18 protein-coding genes are annotated in these 17,836 nt (G+C 72.3%); all 18 read left to right on the forward strand.

From position 1 onward, the window contains the following. Positions 1-29: 29 nt before the first annotated feature. The 18 genes from GA0070617_RS04725 to GA0070617_RS04810 all read left to right on the forward strand — a co-directional run bounded on the left by GA0070617_RS04725 (position 30) and on the right by GA0070617_RS04810 (position 17,830). Entirely contained in the window at positions 30-1,790 is a 1,761-nt protein-coding gene (locus tag GA0070617_RS04725; protein WP_091445890.1) for a VirB4 family type IV secretion system protein, read from the forward strand. A 76-nt stretch (positions 1,791-1,866) separates the two neighbouring features. Then, complete coding sequence (locus GA0070617_RS04730; protein ID WP_091434297.1) at positions 1,867-4,347, forward strand: type IV secretion system DNA-binding domain-containing protein; 2,481 nt, start codon at positions 1,867-1,869, stop codon at positions 4,345-4,347. Between the two features lie 146 nt (positions 4,348-4,493). Beyond that, the gene (locus GA0070617_RS04735; protein ID WP_091434299.1) at positions 4,494-5,297 is read left to right on the forward strand and encodes a DUF6308 family protein; all 804 of its coding nucleotides are present in this window, start codon (positions 4,494-4,496) and stop codon (positions 5,295-5,297) included. 425 nt (positions 5,298-5,722) lie between these two features. Next, complete coding sequence (locus tag GA0070617_RS04740; RefSeq protein WP_091434301.1) at positions 5,723-6,637, forward strand: replication-relaxation family protein; 915 nt, start codon at positions 5,723-5,725, stop codon at positions 6,635-6,637. 402 nt (positions 6,638-7,039) lie between these two features. Further along, entirely contained in the window at positions 7,040-7,774 is a 735-nt protein-coding gene (locus tag GA0070617_RS04745) for a hypothetical protein (protein WP_091434303.1), read from the forward strand. 116 nt (positions 7,775-7,890) lie between these two features. Then, the gene (locus tag GA0070617_RS04750; RefSeq protein WP_091434306.1) at positions 7,891-8,397 is read left to right on the forward strand and encodes a hypothetical protein; all 507 of its coding nucleotides are present in this window, start codon (positions 7,891-7,893) and stop codon (positions 8,395-8,397) included. A gap of 243 nt (positions 8,398-8,640) precedes the next feature. Beyond that, positions 8,641-9,792 (forward strand): FAD-dependent monooxygenase, encoded by a 1,152-nt coding sequence (locus GA0070617_RS04755; RefSeq protein ID WP_091434308.1) that lies wholly within the window; start codon positions 8,641-8,643, stop codon positions 9,790-9,792. 137 nt (positions 9,793-9,929) lie between these two features. Next, entirely contained in the window at positions 9,930-10,265 is a 336-nt protein-coding gene (locus tag GA0070617_RS04760; protein ID WP_091434310.1) for a histone-like nucleoid-structuring protein Lsr2, read from the forward strand. 174 nt (positions 10,266-10,439) lie between these two features. Then, positions 10,440-11,468 (forward strand): MarR family winged helix-turn-helix transcriptional regulator, encoded by a 1,029-nt coding sequence (locus GA0070617_RS04765; protein WP_175440438.1) that lies wholly within the window; start codon positions 10,440-10,442, stop codon positions 11,466-11,468. Between the two features lie 103 nt (positions 11,469-11,571). Continuing rightward, positions 11,572-12,309, forward strand: coding sequence for a GGDEF domain-containing protein (locus tag GA0070617_RS04770; RefSeq protein ID WP_091434317.1), 738 nt, complete (start codon positions 11,572-11,574; stop codon positions 12,307-12,309). Between the two features lie 36 nt (positions 12,310-12,345). Beyond that, a complete protein-coding gene (locus GA0070617_RS04775; protein WP_139135576.1) occupies positions 12,346-12,753 on the forward strand; it encodes a hypothetical protein in 408 nt (135 codons plus the stop codon). Then, positions 12,750-13,826, forward strand: coding sequence for a M23 family metallopeptidase (locus tag GA0070617_RS04780; RefSeq protein WP_091434321.1), 1,077 nt, complete (start codon positions 12,750-12,752; stop codon positions 13,824-13,826). The genes GA0070617_RS04775 and GA0070617_RS04780 overlap by 4 nt, the downstream gene beginning before the upstream one ends. Positions 13,827-13,900: 74 nt before the next feature. Continuing rightward, complete coding sequence (locus tag GA0070617_RS31285; protein WP_229688151.1) at positions 13,901-14,737, forward strand: hypothetical protein; 837 nt, start codon at positions 13,901-13,903, stop codon at positions 14,735-14,737. 165 nt (positions 14,738-14,902) lie between these two features. Then, positions 14,903-15,292, forward strand: a complete 390-nt coding sequence (locus tag GA0070617_RS04790) for a hypothetical protein (protein WP_091434325.1) — start codon at positions 14,903-14,905, stop codon at positions 15,290-15,292. A 232-nt stretch (positions 15,293-15,524) separates the two neighbouring features. Then, the gene (locus tag GA0070617_RS04795; protein WP_091434328.1) at positions 15,525-15,887 is read left to right on the forward strand and encodes a hypothetical protein; all 363 of its coding nucleotides are present in this window, start codon (positions 15,525-15,527) and stop codon (positions 15,885-15,887) included. 74 nt (positions 15,888-15,961) lie between these two features. Continuing rightward, positions 15,962-16,987: a hypothetical protein gene (locus tag GA0070617_RS31290; protein WP_091434330.1), complete on the forward strand. Its 1,026-nt coding sequence runs from the start codon at positions 15,962-15,964 to the stop codon at positions 16,985-16,987. 30 nt (positions 16,988-17,017) lie between these two features. Beyond that, positions 17,018-17,473 carry a DUF4262 domain-containing protein gene (locus tag GA0070617_RS04805; protein ID WP_091434332.1) on the forward strand — a complete coding sequence of 152 codons (456 nt, stop codon included), beginning with the start codon at positions 17,018-17,020 and terminating at the stop codon, positions 17,471-17,473. Between the two features lie 6 nt (positions 17,474-17,479). Then, the gene (locus tag GA0070617_RS04810; RefSeq protein ID WP_091434335.1) at positions 17,480-17,830 is read left to right on the forward strand and encodes a hypothetical protein; all 351 of its coding nucleotides are present in this window, start codon (positions 17,480-17,482) and stop codon (positions 17,828-17,830) included. The last annotated feature ends 6 nt before the right edge of the window (positions 17,831-17,836 follow it).

Consider the following 17,836-nt stretch of genomic DNA (forward strand, 5'->3'; position numbering starts at 1 on the left):
TCACCCACCGCCGCCCCGCCGACCACCGCATGACCGTCCGGCCGCCGTCGGGCCTGGCCACCACCGTCGCGCCGGCCCCGGTGGAGGTGACCCCCCGCTGGCTGCGGGTCGGTGACGGCTACACCGCCACCCTCGCCGTCACCGGATACCCCGCCGAGGTCGGACCCGCCTGGCTGGAACCGCTGCTGTCGCACCCCGGCCGGGTCGATGTCAGCCTGCACATCGACCCGCTGCCCACCCCGGTCGCCGCCGCCCGGCTGCGCCGGCAGCGGGCCCGCCTGGAGTCCACCCGGCGGGTCGACGCGCAGCGTGGCAGGCTCACCGACCCGCACACCGACGCCGCCGCCGACGACGCGGCCGACCTGGCCGAACGGCTCGCCCGCGGCGCGGCGAAACTGTTCCGCGTCGGCCTGTACGTCACCGTGCACGCCCGCTCCGAGACCGACCTGCGGCAGGCCTGCGACCAGGTCAGGGCCGCCGCCGCGTCGAGCATGCTGGAGGTCCAGCCGGCCACCTGGCGTCACCTCGCCGGCTGGACCACCACCCTGCCCCTGGCCGCCGACGGGCTACGGATGCCCCGCACCATGGACACCCAGGCACTCGCCGCCGCGTTCCCCCTCGCCTCACCCGACCTGCCGGCACCCCTGCCCGGCGAGCCGGCCGACCACACCGGGGTCCTCTACGGCGTCAACCCGGCCGGCACCGGCGTCGTCTGGTGGGACCGCTTCGCCCAGGACAACTACAACAGCGTCGTCCTGGCCCGCAGCGGCGCCGGCAAGTCGTACCTGGTCAAACTGGAAACGTTGCGCCACCTCTACCAGGGCGTCCAGGTCGCCATCATCGACCCCGAGGACGAGTACCTGCGCCTCGCCGACGCCGTCGGCGGCACGATCATGCGTCTCGGCGCGACCGGCGTGCGGATCAACCCCCTCGACCTGCCCACCACCGACCCCCGCCCCGACACCCTCATCCGCCGGGGCCTGTTCCTGCACACCCTCGTCAGCGTCCTGGCCGGCGAGCTGCCACCACCGGCCGAACGGGCCGCCCTGGACCGCGCCATCCTCGCCGTCTACCGCGCCGCCGGCATCACCGCCGACCCCCGTACCCACCGCCGGCCCGCCCCGCTGCTGCGGGACCTCGCCGCCACCCTCACCGCCGACCCCGACCCCGCCGCCGGGCACCTCGCCGCCCGCCTCGCCCCCTGGACACACGGCTCGTTCAAGGACCTGTTCGACGGGCCCAGCACCAGCCGCGCCGACGGCCACCTCGTCGTCTGGTCCCTGCGGCACCTGCCCGACGAACTCCGCGGCGTCGGCACCCTCCTCGCCCTCGACACGATCTGGCGGCAGATCGACACGCCACCCGCCAGCGGCCCACCACCACGGCGTCTCGTCGTGGTCGACGAGGCGTGGCTGCTCATGCGCGACCGCGAGGGCGCGAAGTTCCTGTACCGGCTCTCCAAGGCCGGCCGGAAACGCCACACCGGACTGACCGTGGTCACCCAGGACGCCGCCGACGTCCTGAGCACCGACCTCGGCCAGGCCGTCGTGGCCAACGCCGCCACCCAGGTCTTGTTCCGCCAGGCACCCCAGGCCATCGACGCCGTCGGCGACGCCTTCGGCCTGACCGCCGGCGAACGCCGACTCCTGCTCACCGCCCACCGCGGCCACGGCCTGCTGATCAGCGGCACCCACCGCGCCGCGTTCGAGGCGATCGCCAGCGACACCGAACACCACCTCGCCACCACCAACCCCGCCGACCTCCACACCGAGCACCCCGACACCCTGTGAACGCCACCCCACCGGCCGTGGTGCCGCACCCCGCACAGCGGCGGCACCACACCCGGCCGGTCACCAGGAGTACGCCATGACCCCGATCCCACCCCTCACCCCGACAGCCCCCACCGGCACCGATCCCGGCTCGACGATCCCACCACCCCCACTGACCGGCACCGTCCTGCAGGCGCTGACCTGGGTCACCGACCGGCCGTGGCTGCTCGCCGTCGCCGCCGCCCTCCTCGCCGCCGGGACCACCGCCCGGAACCTCGCCGCCACACACCGCCACCGACACCACGCCACCGGCGCACGGCTGGTCACCATCGCCCCACCACCCGAGGTCGACCCACACGGCGCCGCCGCCCTCTGGGCGAACCTCGCCGGCATCCTCACCCCCGCACCCCACCGGCGCCTCCGCCACGGCACCCCCCACGTCACCTGGCAGTACACCTGGACCGGCCGGCAACTCCTCATCGGCCTGTGGGTACCCGGCACCATCCCCACCGGCGCCGTCGAGGCCGCCGTCCGCGCCGCCTGGCCCGGCGCGGCCACCACCACCCGCAACCCCGCACCCGACCCGATCCCCACCACCACACCCTGCGCCGCAGGCGGACACCTGCTGCCCACCGCCGCCGAATGGCTGCCCTTCCACACCGACCACGACAACGACCCGCTACGCGCTCTGATGGCCGCCGGCTCCCAACTACGCGACGGCGAACACGCCTGCGTGCAGATCCTCGCCCGACCCGCCACACCCCACCGCACCCGACGAGCCCGCCGCGCCGCCGGCCGACTACGCCACGGCACGGCCGCCGTCCCGTCGATCAACCCCGCCCGACCGGTCACCGCACTGCTCGACACCCTCCTACCCGGCCCCACCCGCACCACCACGACCGCCGCCGGCCGCCGCGACCCGACCATCGAACGCGACGTACGGGCCATCCTCGACAAGACCTCCCAACAGCTGTGGGAGACCGGCATCCGTTACGCGGTCGCCTCCCGCCCACTACGCGACGGCACCCTGCCCCACCACCGGACCCGCGGCATCGCCGACGCCATCGCCTCCGCGTTCGCCGTCCACGCCGGACGGAACCGCCTCGCCCACCGCACCCGGATGCCCCGGCCCGCCACCGTCCTCGCCGCCCGACGCCTCGGCCCCGGCTTCCTCACCAGCACCCCGGAACTCGCCACCATGGCCGCCCTGCCCCGCGACCTCGCCGTACCCGGCCTCGACCGCGCCCGCGCCAAGTCCATGCCCGTCCCCGTCGCCGTGACCGGCGGCGGACGCCACCGCAAAACCCTCGGCGACGCCGAGGTCGGCGGCCACACCGTCGCCCTGGCCGTACCCGACGCCCGCTACCACACCCACATGGTCGGCCAGACCGGCTCCGGCAAGACCACCCTCCTGGCCAACCTGATCGTCGCCGATATCAAGGCAGGCCGCGGCACCATCGTCATCGACCCCCACGGCGACCTCGTCCTCGACGTCCTCGACCGCATCCCCGCCACCGCCGCCGACCGCGTCGTCCTGTTCGACCCCGCCCAACCCAACCCGCCCGCCATGAACCCCCTCGAAGGCGACGACCACGACCTCGTCGTCGACAACCTCGTCAGCATCTTCGGGTCGATCTTCACCAAGGCATGGGGACCGAGGATGGACGACGTGATGCGGGTGTCCTGCCTGACCCTGCTCCGCCACGCCAACGTCACCCTCCAACACATCCCGCCCCTGCTCAACAGCGCCCAGTTCCGCTCCGCCATGACCGTCGACCTCGACGACCCGGACGGCCTGCACGGCTTCTGGCAGTGGTACGACGACCTGTCCCCGGCCCTGCGCTCCCAGATCATCGGCCCCGTCCTGGCCCGCCTACGCGCCTTCCTCCTGCGCGACTTCGTCCGCCAGACCATGCGCTACCCCAGATCCAGCTTCGACATGGGCAAGGTCCTCGACGGAGGGATACTCCTGGTCCGCATCCCCAAGGGCGAACTCGGCGAGGACACCAGCCGACTCCTCGGCTCCCTCATCCTCGCCCGCGTCTGGCAGGCCGCCACCGCCCGCGCCCGCACCCCCGCCGACCAGCGCAGAGACGCCTCCATCTACCTCGACGAGGCCCAGAACTTCCTCACCCTCGCCGCCAGCCTCGACACGATGCTCGCCGAAGCCCGCAAATACCGCCTCGCCATGACCCTCGCCCACCAGGACCTCGCCCAGTTCCCCCGCGAACTCCTCGCCGCCGTCTCCGCCAACGCCCGCAACAAGATCTACTTCAGCGTCGCCCCCGAGGACGCCCGCATCCTGGCCCGCCACACCCTGCCCGAACTCGACGAACACGACCTCACCCACCTCGACGCCTACACCGCCGCCGCCCGCCTCGTCGTCAACGGCCGCCAGACACCGGCCTTCACCCTGCGCACCCGCCCACCACAGCCGGTCGTCGGGGAGGCCACCGCCATCCGCCACACCGTCGCCCAGGCCACCCCGGCCCAGGACCCGCCCGCCATCGACGCCCTGGTCAAGCAGTACAGCCAAAAACCAGACCACCCCCGCCGCGCCACCAAACCATCACGATGACCCACCACCGGTACGGACGACCACGGCGCACTTGGACGGCGACGATGCCGATCCGCAGGCGTATCCGCGACGGATACCTCTCCGGCAGCTACTGGTACGACGCAAGGGGTCGACCTTGAGGCTGTCCTGATCGTACGGTGGATGTTGTGGATGCGGATCTGTCCGAGATGCTTATCGACCTGGCCGCAGCCGGGTTCGATGGCGACGTGCTGGCCCCGGTATCCGTGACAGATGCAACTCGACGGGTACTCGCCTTCTGTACCGAGCCGCGCAGCGGATGGGCCACTTACCATCTCGCCGCCCGTGGCACTCGCGCCTCCGGCCTATTTGATCAAGTCACCACGTGGTCGTTGTTCTACGCCAACGCACTCGCCGGCCGGGTCGATATCAAGGACGTGGCCGACTTCTCGCTTGAGCGCCGACGCGACTTCGCAGCCCGGGTCGCCGCCGTGCCGGAGGGCGCCGACCTGCACACGATGGACGACGGTGGGGTAGCCCAGGTGGTCAACCTGTGCCACTTCGGGTACCCCGGCGTCTGGGGACCGAAGACCACCAAGATGGCTGCTCTGTACCGACCCCGGGCGGTTCCCGTGCTCGACGGACACGTAGCGGAGGTGTTCGGATTCAAGCGCGAGGGCTTCTCGGACAAGTCACGTCAGTACGGCCTGGACCGCCGTGAGCGGATCGACAAGGTCGTGCGGGCCCTGGCGACCTGGATCCGCATCCATCGCGCCGAGATAGCGGCTCTTCGAGAGGCGGTGACACCAACCGTTCCAGAGATTCTGGATCTACCGGACCTTCAACTGATCGATATCGTCCTGTGGACATCACAGGACGACAAGCCTGCGAAGCGACGTCCCGGTCAAGGTGACCGGTGGATTGACCGGCCCGTCCGTCAGCATGTCCCAGCCGACGAACTGCGGCCTGTACCGATCACCATCGGCGGCTGACTCGCCGACAACGTGCTGCCCGACGGACGATCCAGTCGGCAACCTCGGAAACCCCTGACTGGATGGACTCGGCCACCTGCTCACGAGTCGTCATTAGGCATACCGAGGCTCGTGCTGCAAAGACAGCCATCACAACGTCGCTTAGACGCTGACGTCAGTGAGTAGTCGACCATCGACGAGAGCCCCGCTGTGCTGATCGCTGCGCTTCGTCGATGGCATCTGCCATCCGGCAGTCGTCGACTTCCGTGACCGGATCCATCGTGGTATCCGTCGCCCCTTCCAGCTCGCCCTCCCGCGCTGGCTGACAGATCAGCCGGTTCGGGCTGTTCACGCTGCACGTTGGCATGTCGGGCGACCGCCGTCGTCGATCTCCACTCAGACACCCTCCGAATGGAGGGACCCCTCTTCCCCTGGGAGTACCTGCCGTGTCCGGTCGTCTTCCGCCCCGCCCGACCTCCGCCGACCCCTACCTGCAGACCCGTCGTCTGACCTCGCGTGACCGGCTGTTGTTGTCCTGGCTCGCCGAGCACTACCTGCTGTCCACCGCCCAGGTCACCCGGGCGCTGTTCCCCTCGGGGCGCAGCGCCCGCCTCCGGTTGACCCTTCTGCACCGCATCCACGCCGTGGACCGGTTCGTCGACACCACCGCCGCCGGTTCGACCCAGTACCTGTACGCCCTCGGCCCGCTCGGCCTGCGGCTCAACCGCGACGCCTACCACGATCCCGACAACCCGGCGGCGAGGCCGCCGCGTAGCAGCCGTGACCGGGCCGACCGGATCGTCGGCAGCCGCAAACTGCGGCACCTGCTCGGCGTCAACGACTTCTTCACCAACCTGCTCGCCCACGCGCGCACCAACCCGCACGGGCGGCTGGAGCGGTGGTGGTCCGAGCAGCACGCCACCGACGCCTACGGCAGCGCCGGGATCCAGCCCGACGGCCACGGCGTGTGGACCGTCGGCGACGCCACGGTGGGGTTCTTCCTCGAACACGACAACGGCACCGAACCGCTGGGGCGGGTCCTGGCGAAGCTGCGCGGCTACGAGCGGGTGACCCACTTCGGTCCCCGCTACCCGGTCCTGTTCCGGGTACCCGGCCCCGGCCGTGAGCGCAACCTGCTGGAGGCGCTAACCGGCGTGGCGTCCGTGCTGCCGGTGGCCACCGCCGTGCACGACGCCGACCCCGCCGGGCCGGTCTGGGCCCTGGCCGGCGACCCCACCCGGCGGCTACGGCTGCACGAGCTTCCCAGCGACCACGGCCCGTACGCGGCGACGAACCCGAACCGCTTCGTCCACCGCGACCCCGAGACGCCGGACGCACCCGGCGACACCGAGCCCGCCTGACGGCGGCTACCGGTGGCGGCCTGTCAGATGCCGCTTTTCTGTCACGGGACGGCGACGAGTGCTCCCGGATCGGGATTGTCGTCTGACAGCGCAGCTCAGAGCCCTTTTTTCCGGTTCTTCGGGCGTTCCGGCGGTGACAGATCGGGCCGCTACGGTTCACGGCATCACCATCACCCTCATATATCTCCACCCCGGCGGTCCCGCCCTCGGACCGTTCGCCGTATCCGGCAGCTGACGCCCACCCGCCCTCACCGGCCAGGTCGGCCCCGCCGCCCACGACGAACCCCGACAGCCGCACCCGCCATCGGCACCAACCCCACCCCTACCGGCCGGAGCCCACGCACCCAGTGGACCGGTCATCTCCGCGTGCCCACGCACGCCCACCCCGGAAGGACGAAACCTATGGCAAAGAAGCCAGCCCCGGCGGCCACCCCGGCCGCCGCGCCCAGCCCCGAGGCGGTCATCCGCACCATGATCGTCTGCGTCTCCGAGGACCTGTCGGCGGTGCTCGACAGCAGCCGGCACCTCGAACGCCACCTCGGCGTGGCCGGTGTCAGCTGCCCCCGGTACTGGGCCTCACCGGCCCTGCGTCTGTGGCAGCACCGGCAGCTCATCGGCCTGCGCAAGGCCACGGCCGGCCCCCGGTACTGCGCGGGCGGGCCGATCAGGCTGCTCGACCTGGCCGGTATGCGCCACGGCGCGCACGTCGGTGCCAGCGTGCGGCACGCGAACTGGGCCGGTGTCGTCGCGGGCACGAAGTCGGCCACCGCCTGGTCGGTGTTCCGGCAGCGGCACCTGGCCGACCCGACCGGGTACCCGATGGACACCGCGGTCGCGGAGTTCCACCGGCAGCCACGGGTGCAGGCCATGCGGATCCACAACGCCGCGCTCCACGGCCCGGGACGCCTCGACCTCGACGAGCTGGAGATGTTCCAGGCCGGCTCCCACGCCTACGCCACCTACCACGCCCTCTGGGCCGTGTGCACCGACGCCTTCCTCACCACGACCGGCGACCGGATGCAACCGGCCAGCGGGTTCCTCACCGACCGCATCACCTACCTGGACCGGGCAGCCCGCTACCTGGACTCCCTGGACGACTCCCAACGGCTCTTCGCCGTCAACCCGCGCCAGCCGTGACCGGATGACCGGCCGGGTCAGCCACGACACCCCTCGCACCCGAAGGGACCCGTGCGCTGGCCCGGCCGGCTCCACCCCGGCTGGTGTCTCACCCATCCCCGGAAGGACAACCGCACATGCCCGTACGACTCCGGTTCCACCTGGCGACGGTGCTGCACCTGGCAGAGACCGCCACCACCGCCCACCGGCGGGTCGACATCGACGGCACCGTCGTGACCCACGCGCCGCCCGCGCTGCACCTCATGCGCGACCACGGCGACGGCCTCGACGACCACCTCTACATCGACGGCAACTTCCACCCCAGCCTGTCCGCGGACAACATCAACACGGCACCGTTCCGCAGCACCTACCAGGGGCGCCGCTACGGCCACGGCATCACCTGGACCGAGTGGCTCGGCCATCCGCCCCGGCACCGCAATCCGGTCCAGGCCGTGATTCCCCTGGCAGACGGCAGGCTCCTCGACCTGATCCGCGCCGGCCACGCCGCCGGCTTCGACCTGTTCACCGTCGACATCGACGTCAACGGCGGGATGCGGCCGTCGGTGGCCCGACGCCGCGTCCGCCCGCCACGCGCCTGCCGAACGCCCCAGGCCGGGGCACCCGAGCCCGCCGGACCCGCGTAAGGGCCGCCCTACACCTCTTCCAGACGACAAACGCCCGCTACCTCGCCGCCTCGACCCGGCAGGTCGAGCGCCAGCGGCCCCGCCGCCCAAGCCACGGACCGCACCCGGATAGCGGCTGACAACAACCCGCCGGCCTCGACCTTCCACTCGCACGACCTGGCCCTGCCCGGCCAATCCGCGTATCCCGGGCACGGCCGTACGGCCGTGCCCGGGTTCCCGCCCAACTCAAGAAAGAGGGAACCCATGGACCTCACCCCGGCCATCCGCCCGACACTGCCCCACAGCCGGCCGCCGCGCGTCGCCGTGATCGGCGGAAGCCTGACCGGGCCCGTCGCGGCCCTGCTGTTGCTGCGGGCCGGCTTCGACGTCACCGTCCACGAGGCCACCCCGGCGTCCGCCCCACTCGGCGGCGGCCTCATCGGCCTGGAACACACCGCACTCGACGTACTCGACCGGCTCGGCATCGACCAGCGGGAGTTCATCGTCTCCGACTCCGAGACGATCCTGCAGGTCGAGGTCCGCGACCGCCGGCCGGCACGGACCGTACGACGCACCTACCCCGGCCGCAACACCACCTGGACGCTGCTGCACCGGGCCCTCGCCGCCCGGATCCCGACCGGTGTCCTACGACAGGGCAACCGGGTGACCGGCCTGGAACAGCATGCCGGCCGGCCGGTGCTGCGCCTCGCCGACGACACCGTCCAACCCGCCGACCTGGTCGTGTTCGCCGACGGCCGCTCCTCGACCGGCCGTCGTCTCCTGGACCCCGACCGCAGGCTGCGCTACGCCGGCTACGTCGCCCACCGCGGCACCGCCGCCCACACCCCGCGACCCGACCTGCGGGACTTCGTCCGCCTGGAGCCGTGCCCCGGAGCCCAGTTCAACGTCGCACCGGTGCCCGACGGCTGCGACTGGACGTTCTACCTCGACTGCACCGCCGACGAGTACCGGCAGCGTTTCGGCGCCCCGCCCACCCGCCGGGTCTTCGCCCTGCCCCGGCACGTCAGCCCGGCCGCCCGCCAGCACGTCGACGAGCACGCCGACCAGCTGCTACCGCCCGAGCACACCCGGGTGGTGCGGGACACCACCGTGCGGATGGCCGTGCCGGTGCTGGACATCGACCCACCCACCCGCATGGTGTGGCCCGTCGGCGACGGCCACGCCGTCCTGCTCGGCGACGCCCTCGCCCCGGTCCGCCCCCACACCGCCCGGGGCGCCAACAACGGCATCGAACAGGCCGCCGGCCTGGCCGTCGCGTTGACCCAACACCGCCGGTACGGTGCCGACCTGACCGCCGCCCTGCACGGCTGGCAACGCCGGCACCTGCCCGCCGCCGTCGCCGCCGTACGGCAGGGCCCCGCCATCGGCGACCGGCTCGGCCTCGGCACCCGATAACCCCGCCGCCTGCCGTGGCCAGAGCCCCACCGCCTCGACCCCCGCGACCCGCGGACCAGACCGTGAACCCTGCCCCCGTCGCCGCTTCGGCGTCCGGGGGCTCTTTCGGCATTTCCCCAGAACGGAAGGACACCACAGTGGCCACCAGGACAACGAGCGTCGTCATCGACGACCTCGACGGATCCACCGACGACGTCGGCACGTACCGGTTCGCCTTCAACGGCGTGCGATACGAGATCGACCTGTCCCGCCCCAACTTCGACCGGATGGCGGCGGCCTTCCAGCCCTTCCTCGCCGCCGCCCGCCGCCTACCCAAGCCGACGGCCGGGCCGACCGCGGCCGACCGTCAGGCTCTCAACGGGCGCATCCGCACGTGGTGGGCCGCGCACTGGCAGGAAAAGAACCTGCCCGCGCCCCGGTCCCGGGGATCGATCCCGGCGGCCGTGCGCGACGCCTACGACGCCGCCCACTAGACCCCGGGCCGGACTGACGGCGGGCCGCGACTGCCACACCGGTCAACCGACCGCAGTCGCGGCCCGCCGCCTCCGCCAGATCGTGCCGCCAACGACTTGAACACCGCCCCAGTCGAAGCGTGCATGGAGTGCACGCCCCGACGGCCTCCCCCACGGGGAGAGAGGAACGATCACATGAACGACACCACCAGGGCGTCCTCGACGCTGCACCGGGTGCTGGCCGCACTCGCCGAGCGGGGACCCATCACCGCCGGACATCTCGCCGAGTCGCTCGGTATCGCCTACCCCACGGCCACGCCGAAGCTGCGGGAACTGGAGAGCGCCGGTTACGCCGAACGGATCCGCACCGACAGCCGCACGACCCTGTGGCAGCCGACCGAGACCGGCCGCCACCAGCTCGGCCCGGCCACCGGCGACACCACCGGCACGGACACCACGCCGAAACCCGCCACGAAGAAGGACCGCCACGCCCCGACGAAGGCCGAGCAGGACCCCGGGCCCTCGCCCGAGGCGGAACCAGAGGCGGCGACGGACCAGCCGGAAGAACCAGCCGACATCCCACCGGCAGACCCACCCGCCACCGGGACGCCGCCGGAGCCGACAGCGGAGACCGGTGACAAGGCCCCAGCTCCGACGGAACCCGGCACGGGCGAACAGGACGCCGAGCCAGGCCCGGACCAGCCGGCCGAGCCCGACCCGGAGCCCGCCCCACAGCCCGAACCCGAACTCGACCCGGAGCCGGAGCCCGCTCCGCAGCCCGACCCGGAGCCGGAGTCCGGGCAGGGAGCCGAAACTGGGTCCGAGTCCGAGCCTGTCGTCGAAGCCGGCCCGGAGCAGTCAAATGAGGGACCGGCTGACGAGGCCGCCGCCGAGGACACCCCAGACCCGACAACCGACGGGGACCCGACGGCAGCACCCTCCCGCGAGCAGGCCGAGACGCAGGAGAGCGACGGCCCCGGTACGCCGGCCCCGCCACGACGCCGCAAGGGGCAGCTCCGCGAGGAGGTGCTGGCGCTGCTGCGGGGCAACCCGGGAACCGCGTACAAGGTCGGCGAGATCTGCAAGCTGATCAACCAGACCCACGAGGGCACCCCGGTCAACAAGGCCAGCGCGGGCGCCGTGGCGAACGCCCTAGACAAGTTGATCGTCGCCGGCTCCGTCACCCGACTCGACGCCAAGGTCGCGACCTACCAGGCCGCGTAGCAGCCCGCCCATTCCATCCCGGGGTAGCCCGGGGGCGGGTGTACGACGTTGGCGCGATCCACACCCGCCCCCGGTGCTCCTTCACACACAAGGAGCGACACCAGTGTCCCAGACAGCGAACTCTTTTCTCACCGCCGCGGGCGGGCTTCTCGCCGGGCTCACCGCCGCCGGCCTGTGGGCGCTACGCCTACGGGTTCTGCTGGCCCACTCCCGCCACCGCCTACAGGCACACGATGTCCTTGTCCGCGCCGCACACGCTCTCGTGGTGGACCTGCGGGCCGAGCGGGACACCTACCACCGGCAGGCGACCCGCGACGACACCACCGGCCTGCCCAACCGGCGTGCCGCGATCACCCAGCTGACCCGATCCATCGAGGAGCAGGCAGAGGTCGGCGTCGTCGTGGTCGACCTCGTCCGGTTCAAGCTGGTCAACGACCGGCTCGGGCACCGGGCCGGCAACACCCTGCTGGCCCAGGTCGCCGAACGTCTCCGGCGGCTGAGCCGCCCCGACGTGTTCGCCGCCCGTCTCTCCGGCGACGAGTTCACCCTCATCGTGTCCGGCGACCCGGCCAGAACCCGGACCGTGGCCGAGCGGGTCCGGCTGCACATCAGCGAGGTGCCGTTCCTGCTCGACGGCAAGCAGGTCAACGTCCTGGCCAGCGTCGGCTACGCCACGACCGGCCAGGCCGGTGACGACCCCGAGACGCTGCTGCACCTGGCCGACATCGCCATGTACTGGTCCAAGACCCACGGCGGCGCGGTGCGCGGCTACGCCGAGTCCATGGGCGACACCCCTGCCACCGGACGCCCCCGCGACTGGTCGCCGCCGCCGGACCGCTGAACCCCGCCCCACCACCCTTCATAGCTGGAGCGATCCATGACATTCGACCAGGTCGTCGTGCGGACTCTCGCCCGCCTCGACGACGCCGAACCCGACCCCGACGAGTTCCCCATCGCCGTCGCCCGCGACACCGCCGACATCGTCGACTTCGTCACCGCCGGCTGCGCCCTCATCGCGGCCAACCTTCAGGAGTCCCTGCTCACCGATGCCGCACACCTGCTCCGGCAGCTGCAGGGCGGCGAGCCCAACCACCAGGAGACCGACACCGTCGGCGAACGGCTGCGGGCGGTCCGCGCCGCGCTCGCCGGGACACGGGCAGAGCGTGACCGGACACGGGCACGGTTCCGCCAAGCGTGCGCCGCGCTCCGCCGCACCGGGGCGCTCGTCGACGTCACCACGGGGTCGGGCCCTGGTACGTCGGCGGAGCCTGGGGGCACCGGATGACGATCCGTCGTCTGGTGTCGATCACCATCGCCGTCGCCACCGCGTTCGTGCTCTGCGCGGGCGGTCTCGGCGGGTTCCTCGGCGGCGGCCTGCCCGCAGCGTGCCTTCCCGGCACCGCCACGCCGGCTACCAGGACGGCCGCCGTCGCGTCGGGCACGCCCCGCACGTGGCCCGCGACCGACCGGTGGGACGGCGAACAGGTCACCCACGCGGCCACGATCGTCACCACCGGCGCCCACCTCGGGATACCGGCGCGCGGGTGGGTCGTCGCGGTCGCCACCGCCATGCAGGAGAGCACGCTGCGCAACCTCGCCGGAGGTGACCGGGACTCCGTCGGACTGTTCCAACAACGCCCCAGCCAGGGCTGGGGCACCCCGGCACAGCTACGGGACCCCGTCCACGCGGCGACCGCCTTCTACACCGCGCTGCTCACCGTCAACGGCTGGGAGACCATGCCACTGACCGACGCCGCGCAGGCCGTGCAGATCAGCGCCTACCCCGACGCGTACGCCAGGTGGGAAGGCCCCGCCACGGCCCTGGTCACCACGATCGCCGAGACCGCCGGCCTGCCGGTGGCCGGCCTGGCCGGCTGTGGGGTGGCCGGCCCGTGGACCCCACCGGTGCTCGCCCCGGTCGGATCCGCTTTCCGCAGCAGGGACCGCCCCGGCCACGACGGCGTCGACCTCAGCGTCCCGCGCGGCACGGTCATCCGCGCCGCGTCCACCGGCACCGTCCGCACGGTCCGCTGCGACGCCGTCCACGCCGGCACGGGAGCGCCCTGGGGATGCGACCGCGACGGCAACCCCGACCTCACCGCCGGCTGCGGCTGGTACGTCGACATCGACCACCCCGGCCAGGTGATGACCCGCTACTGCCACCTCGACCAGCCACCGACGGTGACCGTCGGGCAGCGGGTGACGGTCGGACAGCCCCTCGGCGTCGTCGGGTCCACCGGCCGCTCCAGCGGCCCGCACCTGCACTTCGAGGTGCACACCCACCAGGTCGGACCGATCGACCCGGTGCCGTTCATGGCCGCCCAGGGCGCCCCGCTCGGCCCACGCCACCACCCCTGAGGCCCCTCTGCCCACAGACCAGCCCGCCGCCGCACCCAGAGCGGCCGGCTCGCTGCCCACGAAGGAGACCTTTCGTGTCCTCGACGTCCAGCAACACCCTGGCGTACTTCCTGCTCGACCTTGACGAGGAGATCGACGTCGCCGGGTGGGGAGAACCGGTGACGTTGCTGCTCATCCACACCCGACCCAGCGACACCGGGAACTCGGCCCTGGCCTGTGTCGAATTTCCCCTGCACCCGTACTACCTGGGCACCAGCCCTGCCGGGCTGCCCCGGTTGCTGCGGCGGATCACCGCCGACCTCACCGACCCGACCGGAGGAACCGCCCACCAGGTGACCCTCGCCGCCATTCTGGACGGGCTCCTCGGTCACGATCCCGCCGCGATGATCCTGGCCTGGGCCGTAGTTCACCATGACCCGTACCAGATCAACGGAGAACCTCGCACGGCCCGCCGGATCACCGCCGTCGACACGGGGAGACGGCTGTTCAGCCTCACCCAGCCCGAGGGCAGCGGCCCATGGCTGCGCGTCAGTCCCGGCCTGCCGGAACCCACCGACGAGGACACCGTGTCCACGGGTCTGGCAGCCCTGCTCACCGCCGCCTCCCGCCACGCCTCCCGGCACGCCCGACAGCCCGCCGCACCGCCGGCGGGGGAGGAACCCGCCGACCCCCGTGCGCCGATCTTCGTCCTCGGCCCCGACGACAGGTCGCTGATGTGCCTGGTGTGCGGCGCCCTGGAGGGAATCACCTGCAGCGAGATGCCCTCCATGGCCGGCTACGGCCGCGACACCTACACCCGGTGCGGGCGCTGCGGCTCCATCGAGACCACCGATCCCATCCTCGGCATCCACATCACCCGCGCCCCCTGGCCGGTCCCACCGGCGACCACCGACGGCGACGCCACCCCGTGAACCACCACACCGTGGTACATCACGCGCCCCGCTCCTACCGCCGCGAGGTGTCCTCCGGCGTGCGGGCCGCCCGCAAGCGCAGATAGGCCCCACACCGGCCAGACGGTCCACACCGGAGCGGACCTCCCGAACGACAGACACCGCCACACCCACGAGGAGCGGACCATGCCCGAAACCCACCTTGCCCTCAAGTACTGCGGCGTACGGATCGACGCCCGGACGCTCGCCGACGCCGCCGGCACCGGCACCGACCGGCCGACGGTGGCCTCGGAACTGCGCGCCGTGCTCTACGCGCTCACCACCACCGAGGCGCTCATCGCCGCACTCCTGCCCACCATCGAGAAGGGTCTACGCGATGTGGAGCAGGTCCTCGCCGCTGTCGCTGACGACCCTGTCCCGCCCATCGATACCACCGGGGTCGTCCAGGCACGTGGACCCCGCCTCGACGCGCTGATCGGCCGACGGGCCGCACAGATCGAACACCTACGGTCCGTGACCCGACTCTGGACGGCACAGCACCCCGAACCCGACCCGACCGCCCCGGCACACGACTGACCGCACCCCGCCCACGGCGGCCACCCGTCCCGCGTCCCGCGCGGCCGGCTGGCCGCCCTTCGGGGTCGGCACGAGCACCTGCCCGACGCGGACGACTTGATCCGTGGACAGAGTCGAGCGTCGATCGGTGCGGTCACCGCCGAGCCGACGCCGACAGCGCACACGAACAGCCCCGCACCAGGTTCCGCCGGCGGCGACCGCACCGATCCGCCCGCCGAAAGGACCCGACCCGATGCGACACACCGTCTTCACCGAGGTACCCGACGCCACCGAGGTGCCCGACGACGTCACCGACGTCCTGCTCTGGCGCATGGCCGTGCGCGTCACCGCCGACCACCGACCCGACCCACGCGATCCCGGACGGTGCGCCAACCTGCGCTGCGCCCACGAAGAGGCGTACCCGTGTCCGCCGCTGCGTGACGCCCAGCGGGCGCGACAGGCCGCGACCCGCCCACCGCGGTTCACGCCCGGACGGGCCCGCGTACCCGCCGTCACCACCCTCGCCCAACGCTTCGCCGGCTGGTTTCGCCCCACCCGCCCCGCGCCGCCGCTGCCTCGCCGCCAACCCATGGCCGCCCTGCGTCTCGCGGGCTGACCACCACCTGTCACCCCGCCACCTGTCACCCCGCCGCCGGTCGCCACCGGCTGGCACCACCCCCTGGAGACACCGTGAGTTTCTACACCGAGACGACCCTGGCCGGGTACGCCCGTGCCGCCGTGCACCTCAAAACAGGGATGGTCGGCTACAGCCGCACCGATCTGGCCCGGCAGTACGTCACGACCTACCTCGACACCGTGTTCGCCACGACGGGCGCGACGCCCACCCCCAAGGTGGTGACCGCCGTCGACAGGATCGCCCACCAGCCCTGGCAACTCGGCGACCCCTACGTCCTGGCACCCGAGATGAGCGCGATCGTGGCCGCCGCCGCGCAGGCGCTCGACCTGACCGGCGAGGTCGTGCCCGTCGACATCGCCCCCAGCGACGACGGGGTGCTCTTCCTGCCCGAACCGATCTACCACCGCGGGCCGAGCGGCCGGATCACCTCGGTCGGCGCCATCACCTGGACCAGGGTGCACAACTCCGACACCGGCAGTTCCGACTGGTGGATCACCGGCTGGACCGACCGCGACGACCCGATCGACCCCTCCGCCGTCCTCCTGCGTGCCTCCGACGCCCAGACCACACCGCTGGCAACCAGCCTCGGCCCCTACATCCTGAACTGCTACGCCCGGCTCCCCACCGGCAGGCCCGTACCCACCCGCCCCGACCCGGTCGCCGCCGATAACGACATCGAGTGGATGCCCGCCCCCGACGGCCGGTACTGCATCGACGAGTCCACCATCCGGGTCAAGGCGGTCGCCGCCATCGCCTACGCGTTCTGGGTCATCCAGGCCCAACCCCTGACCACCGTCGCCGCCCCGCCACTGGACCGGGCGGCCCGCCGCCGCGCCGTACGCCACCGCGTGGCCCACCAGACCCGCGTCGTCATGCTGCGCCGCCGCAAACCCGTCACCGGGCCCCACGGCGGCGAGGCGAAGTGGCACTACCGGGTCCGGTTCTTCGTCAAGGGCCACTGGCGGCACCTCGTCAACGCCGACGGCCAGCCCTACCGGATCTGGATCCACCAGCACATCAAGGGACCAGACGACGCACCGCTGCTCCTCGGCGACGTCGTCAACGTCCTCGCCCGCTGACCACACCCGCCCCCAACCGGAAGGACGACCATGCCGTCGCCCGACGAGATCCTCGACATCCAACGGAGACACATCACCGAGACCGGCTGGGCGGTGACGGCCGTGCTGCCGGCCCCCGGAACCACCGACAGCCCGTTCGCGTACACCGTCGGCCTCACCGAACGCCACCTGCCCGAACTGGTCATCGCCGGTCTGGATCCCCGCATCGCCCAGATACTGCTTAACGACCTGGCCGGCCGCGTCCACACCGGTGCCGCCCGACTCACCCACGGCCACCGGGTCGACGACCTGATCGTCGGCTACCCGGCGGTGATCGTCGAGGGCCCGGCGACCGAAGCACTGTGGCCCGGAACGGCCTACGCCCGCTACGGCAGGGACCGGGTACACCTGCAACAGATCGTGTGGCCCGACAGGCACGGCCGATTCCCCTGGCACGACGGGTACGAGTACCCCGGGCACGTACAGCCCCTCCTCGGGTGCCCGTAACAGCCCATGGCCGGGATCACCGACGCGGTCGACGCCCTCGCCGCCCACCTCGGTCTCCGCGTCGACTGGACACGGTTGCACCACCACCTGAACACCGCGCCGGTCGCGGCGCTCCTCAGCGCCGCCAGTCGTGCCCAATCCCACGGCCACACCGTGGACCGCCACCAACGGGACATCAACGACCTGCTCGACCATCCGGGCGACGAGACCGCCAACCACGAGGACACACACCTCGTCGCCGCGGCCCTCGCAGACCTGATTCTCACCTCCCACGAGCAACGGCAGACGGCCATCGACCAGGCACACGACCTCGTCGACGCGCTCACCGACCTCGGCGTCCTGACACCCCCCACCTGACCGCAG

Origin of the sequence: Micromonospora yangpuensis, assembly GCF_900091615.1 — a bacterium.
Classification (GTDB): domain Bacteria; phylum Actinomycetota; class Actinomycetes; order Mycobacteriales; family Micromonosporaceae; genus Micromonospora; species Micromonospora yangpuensis.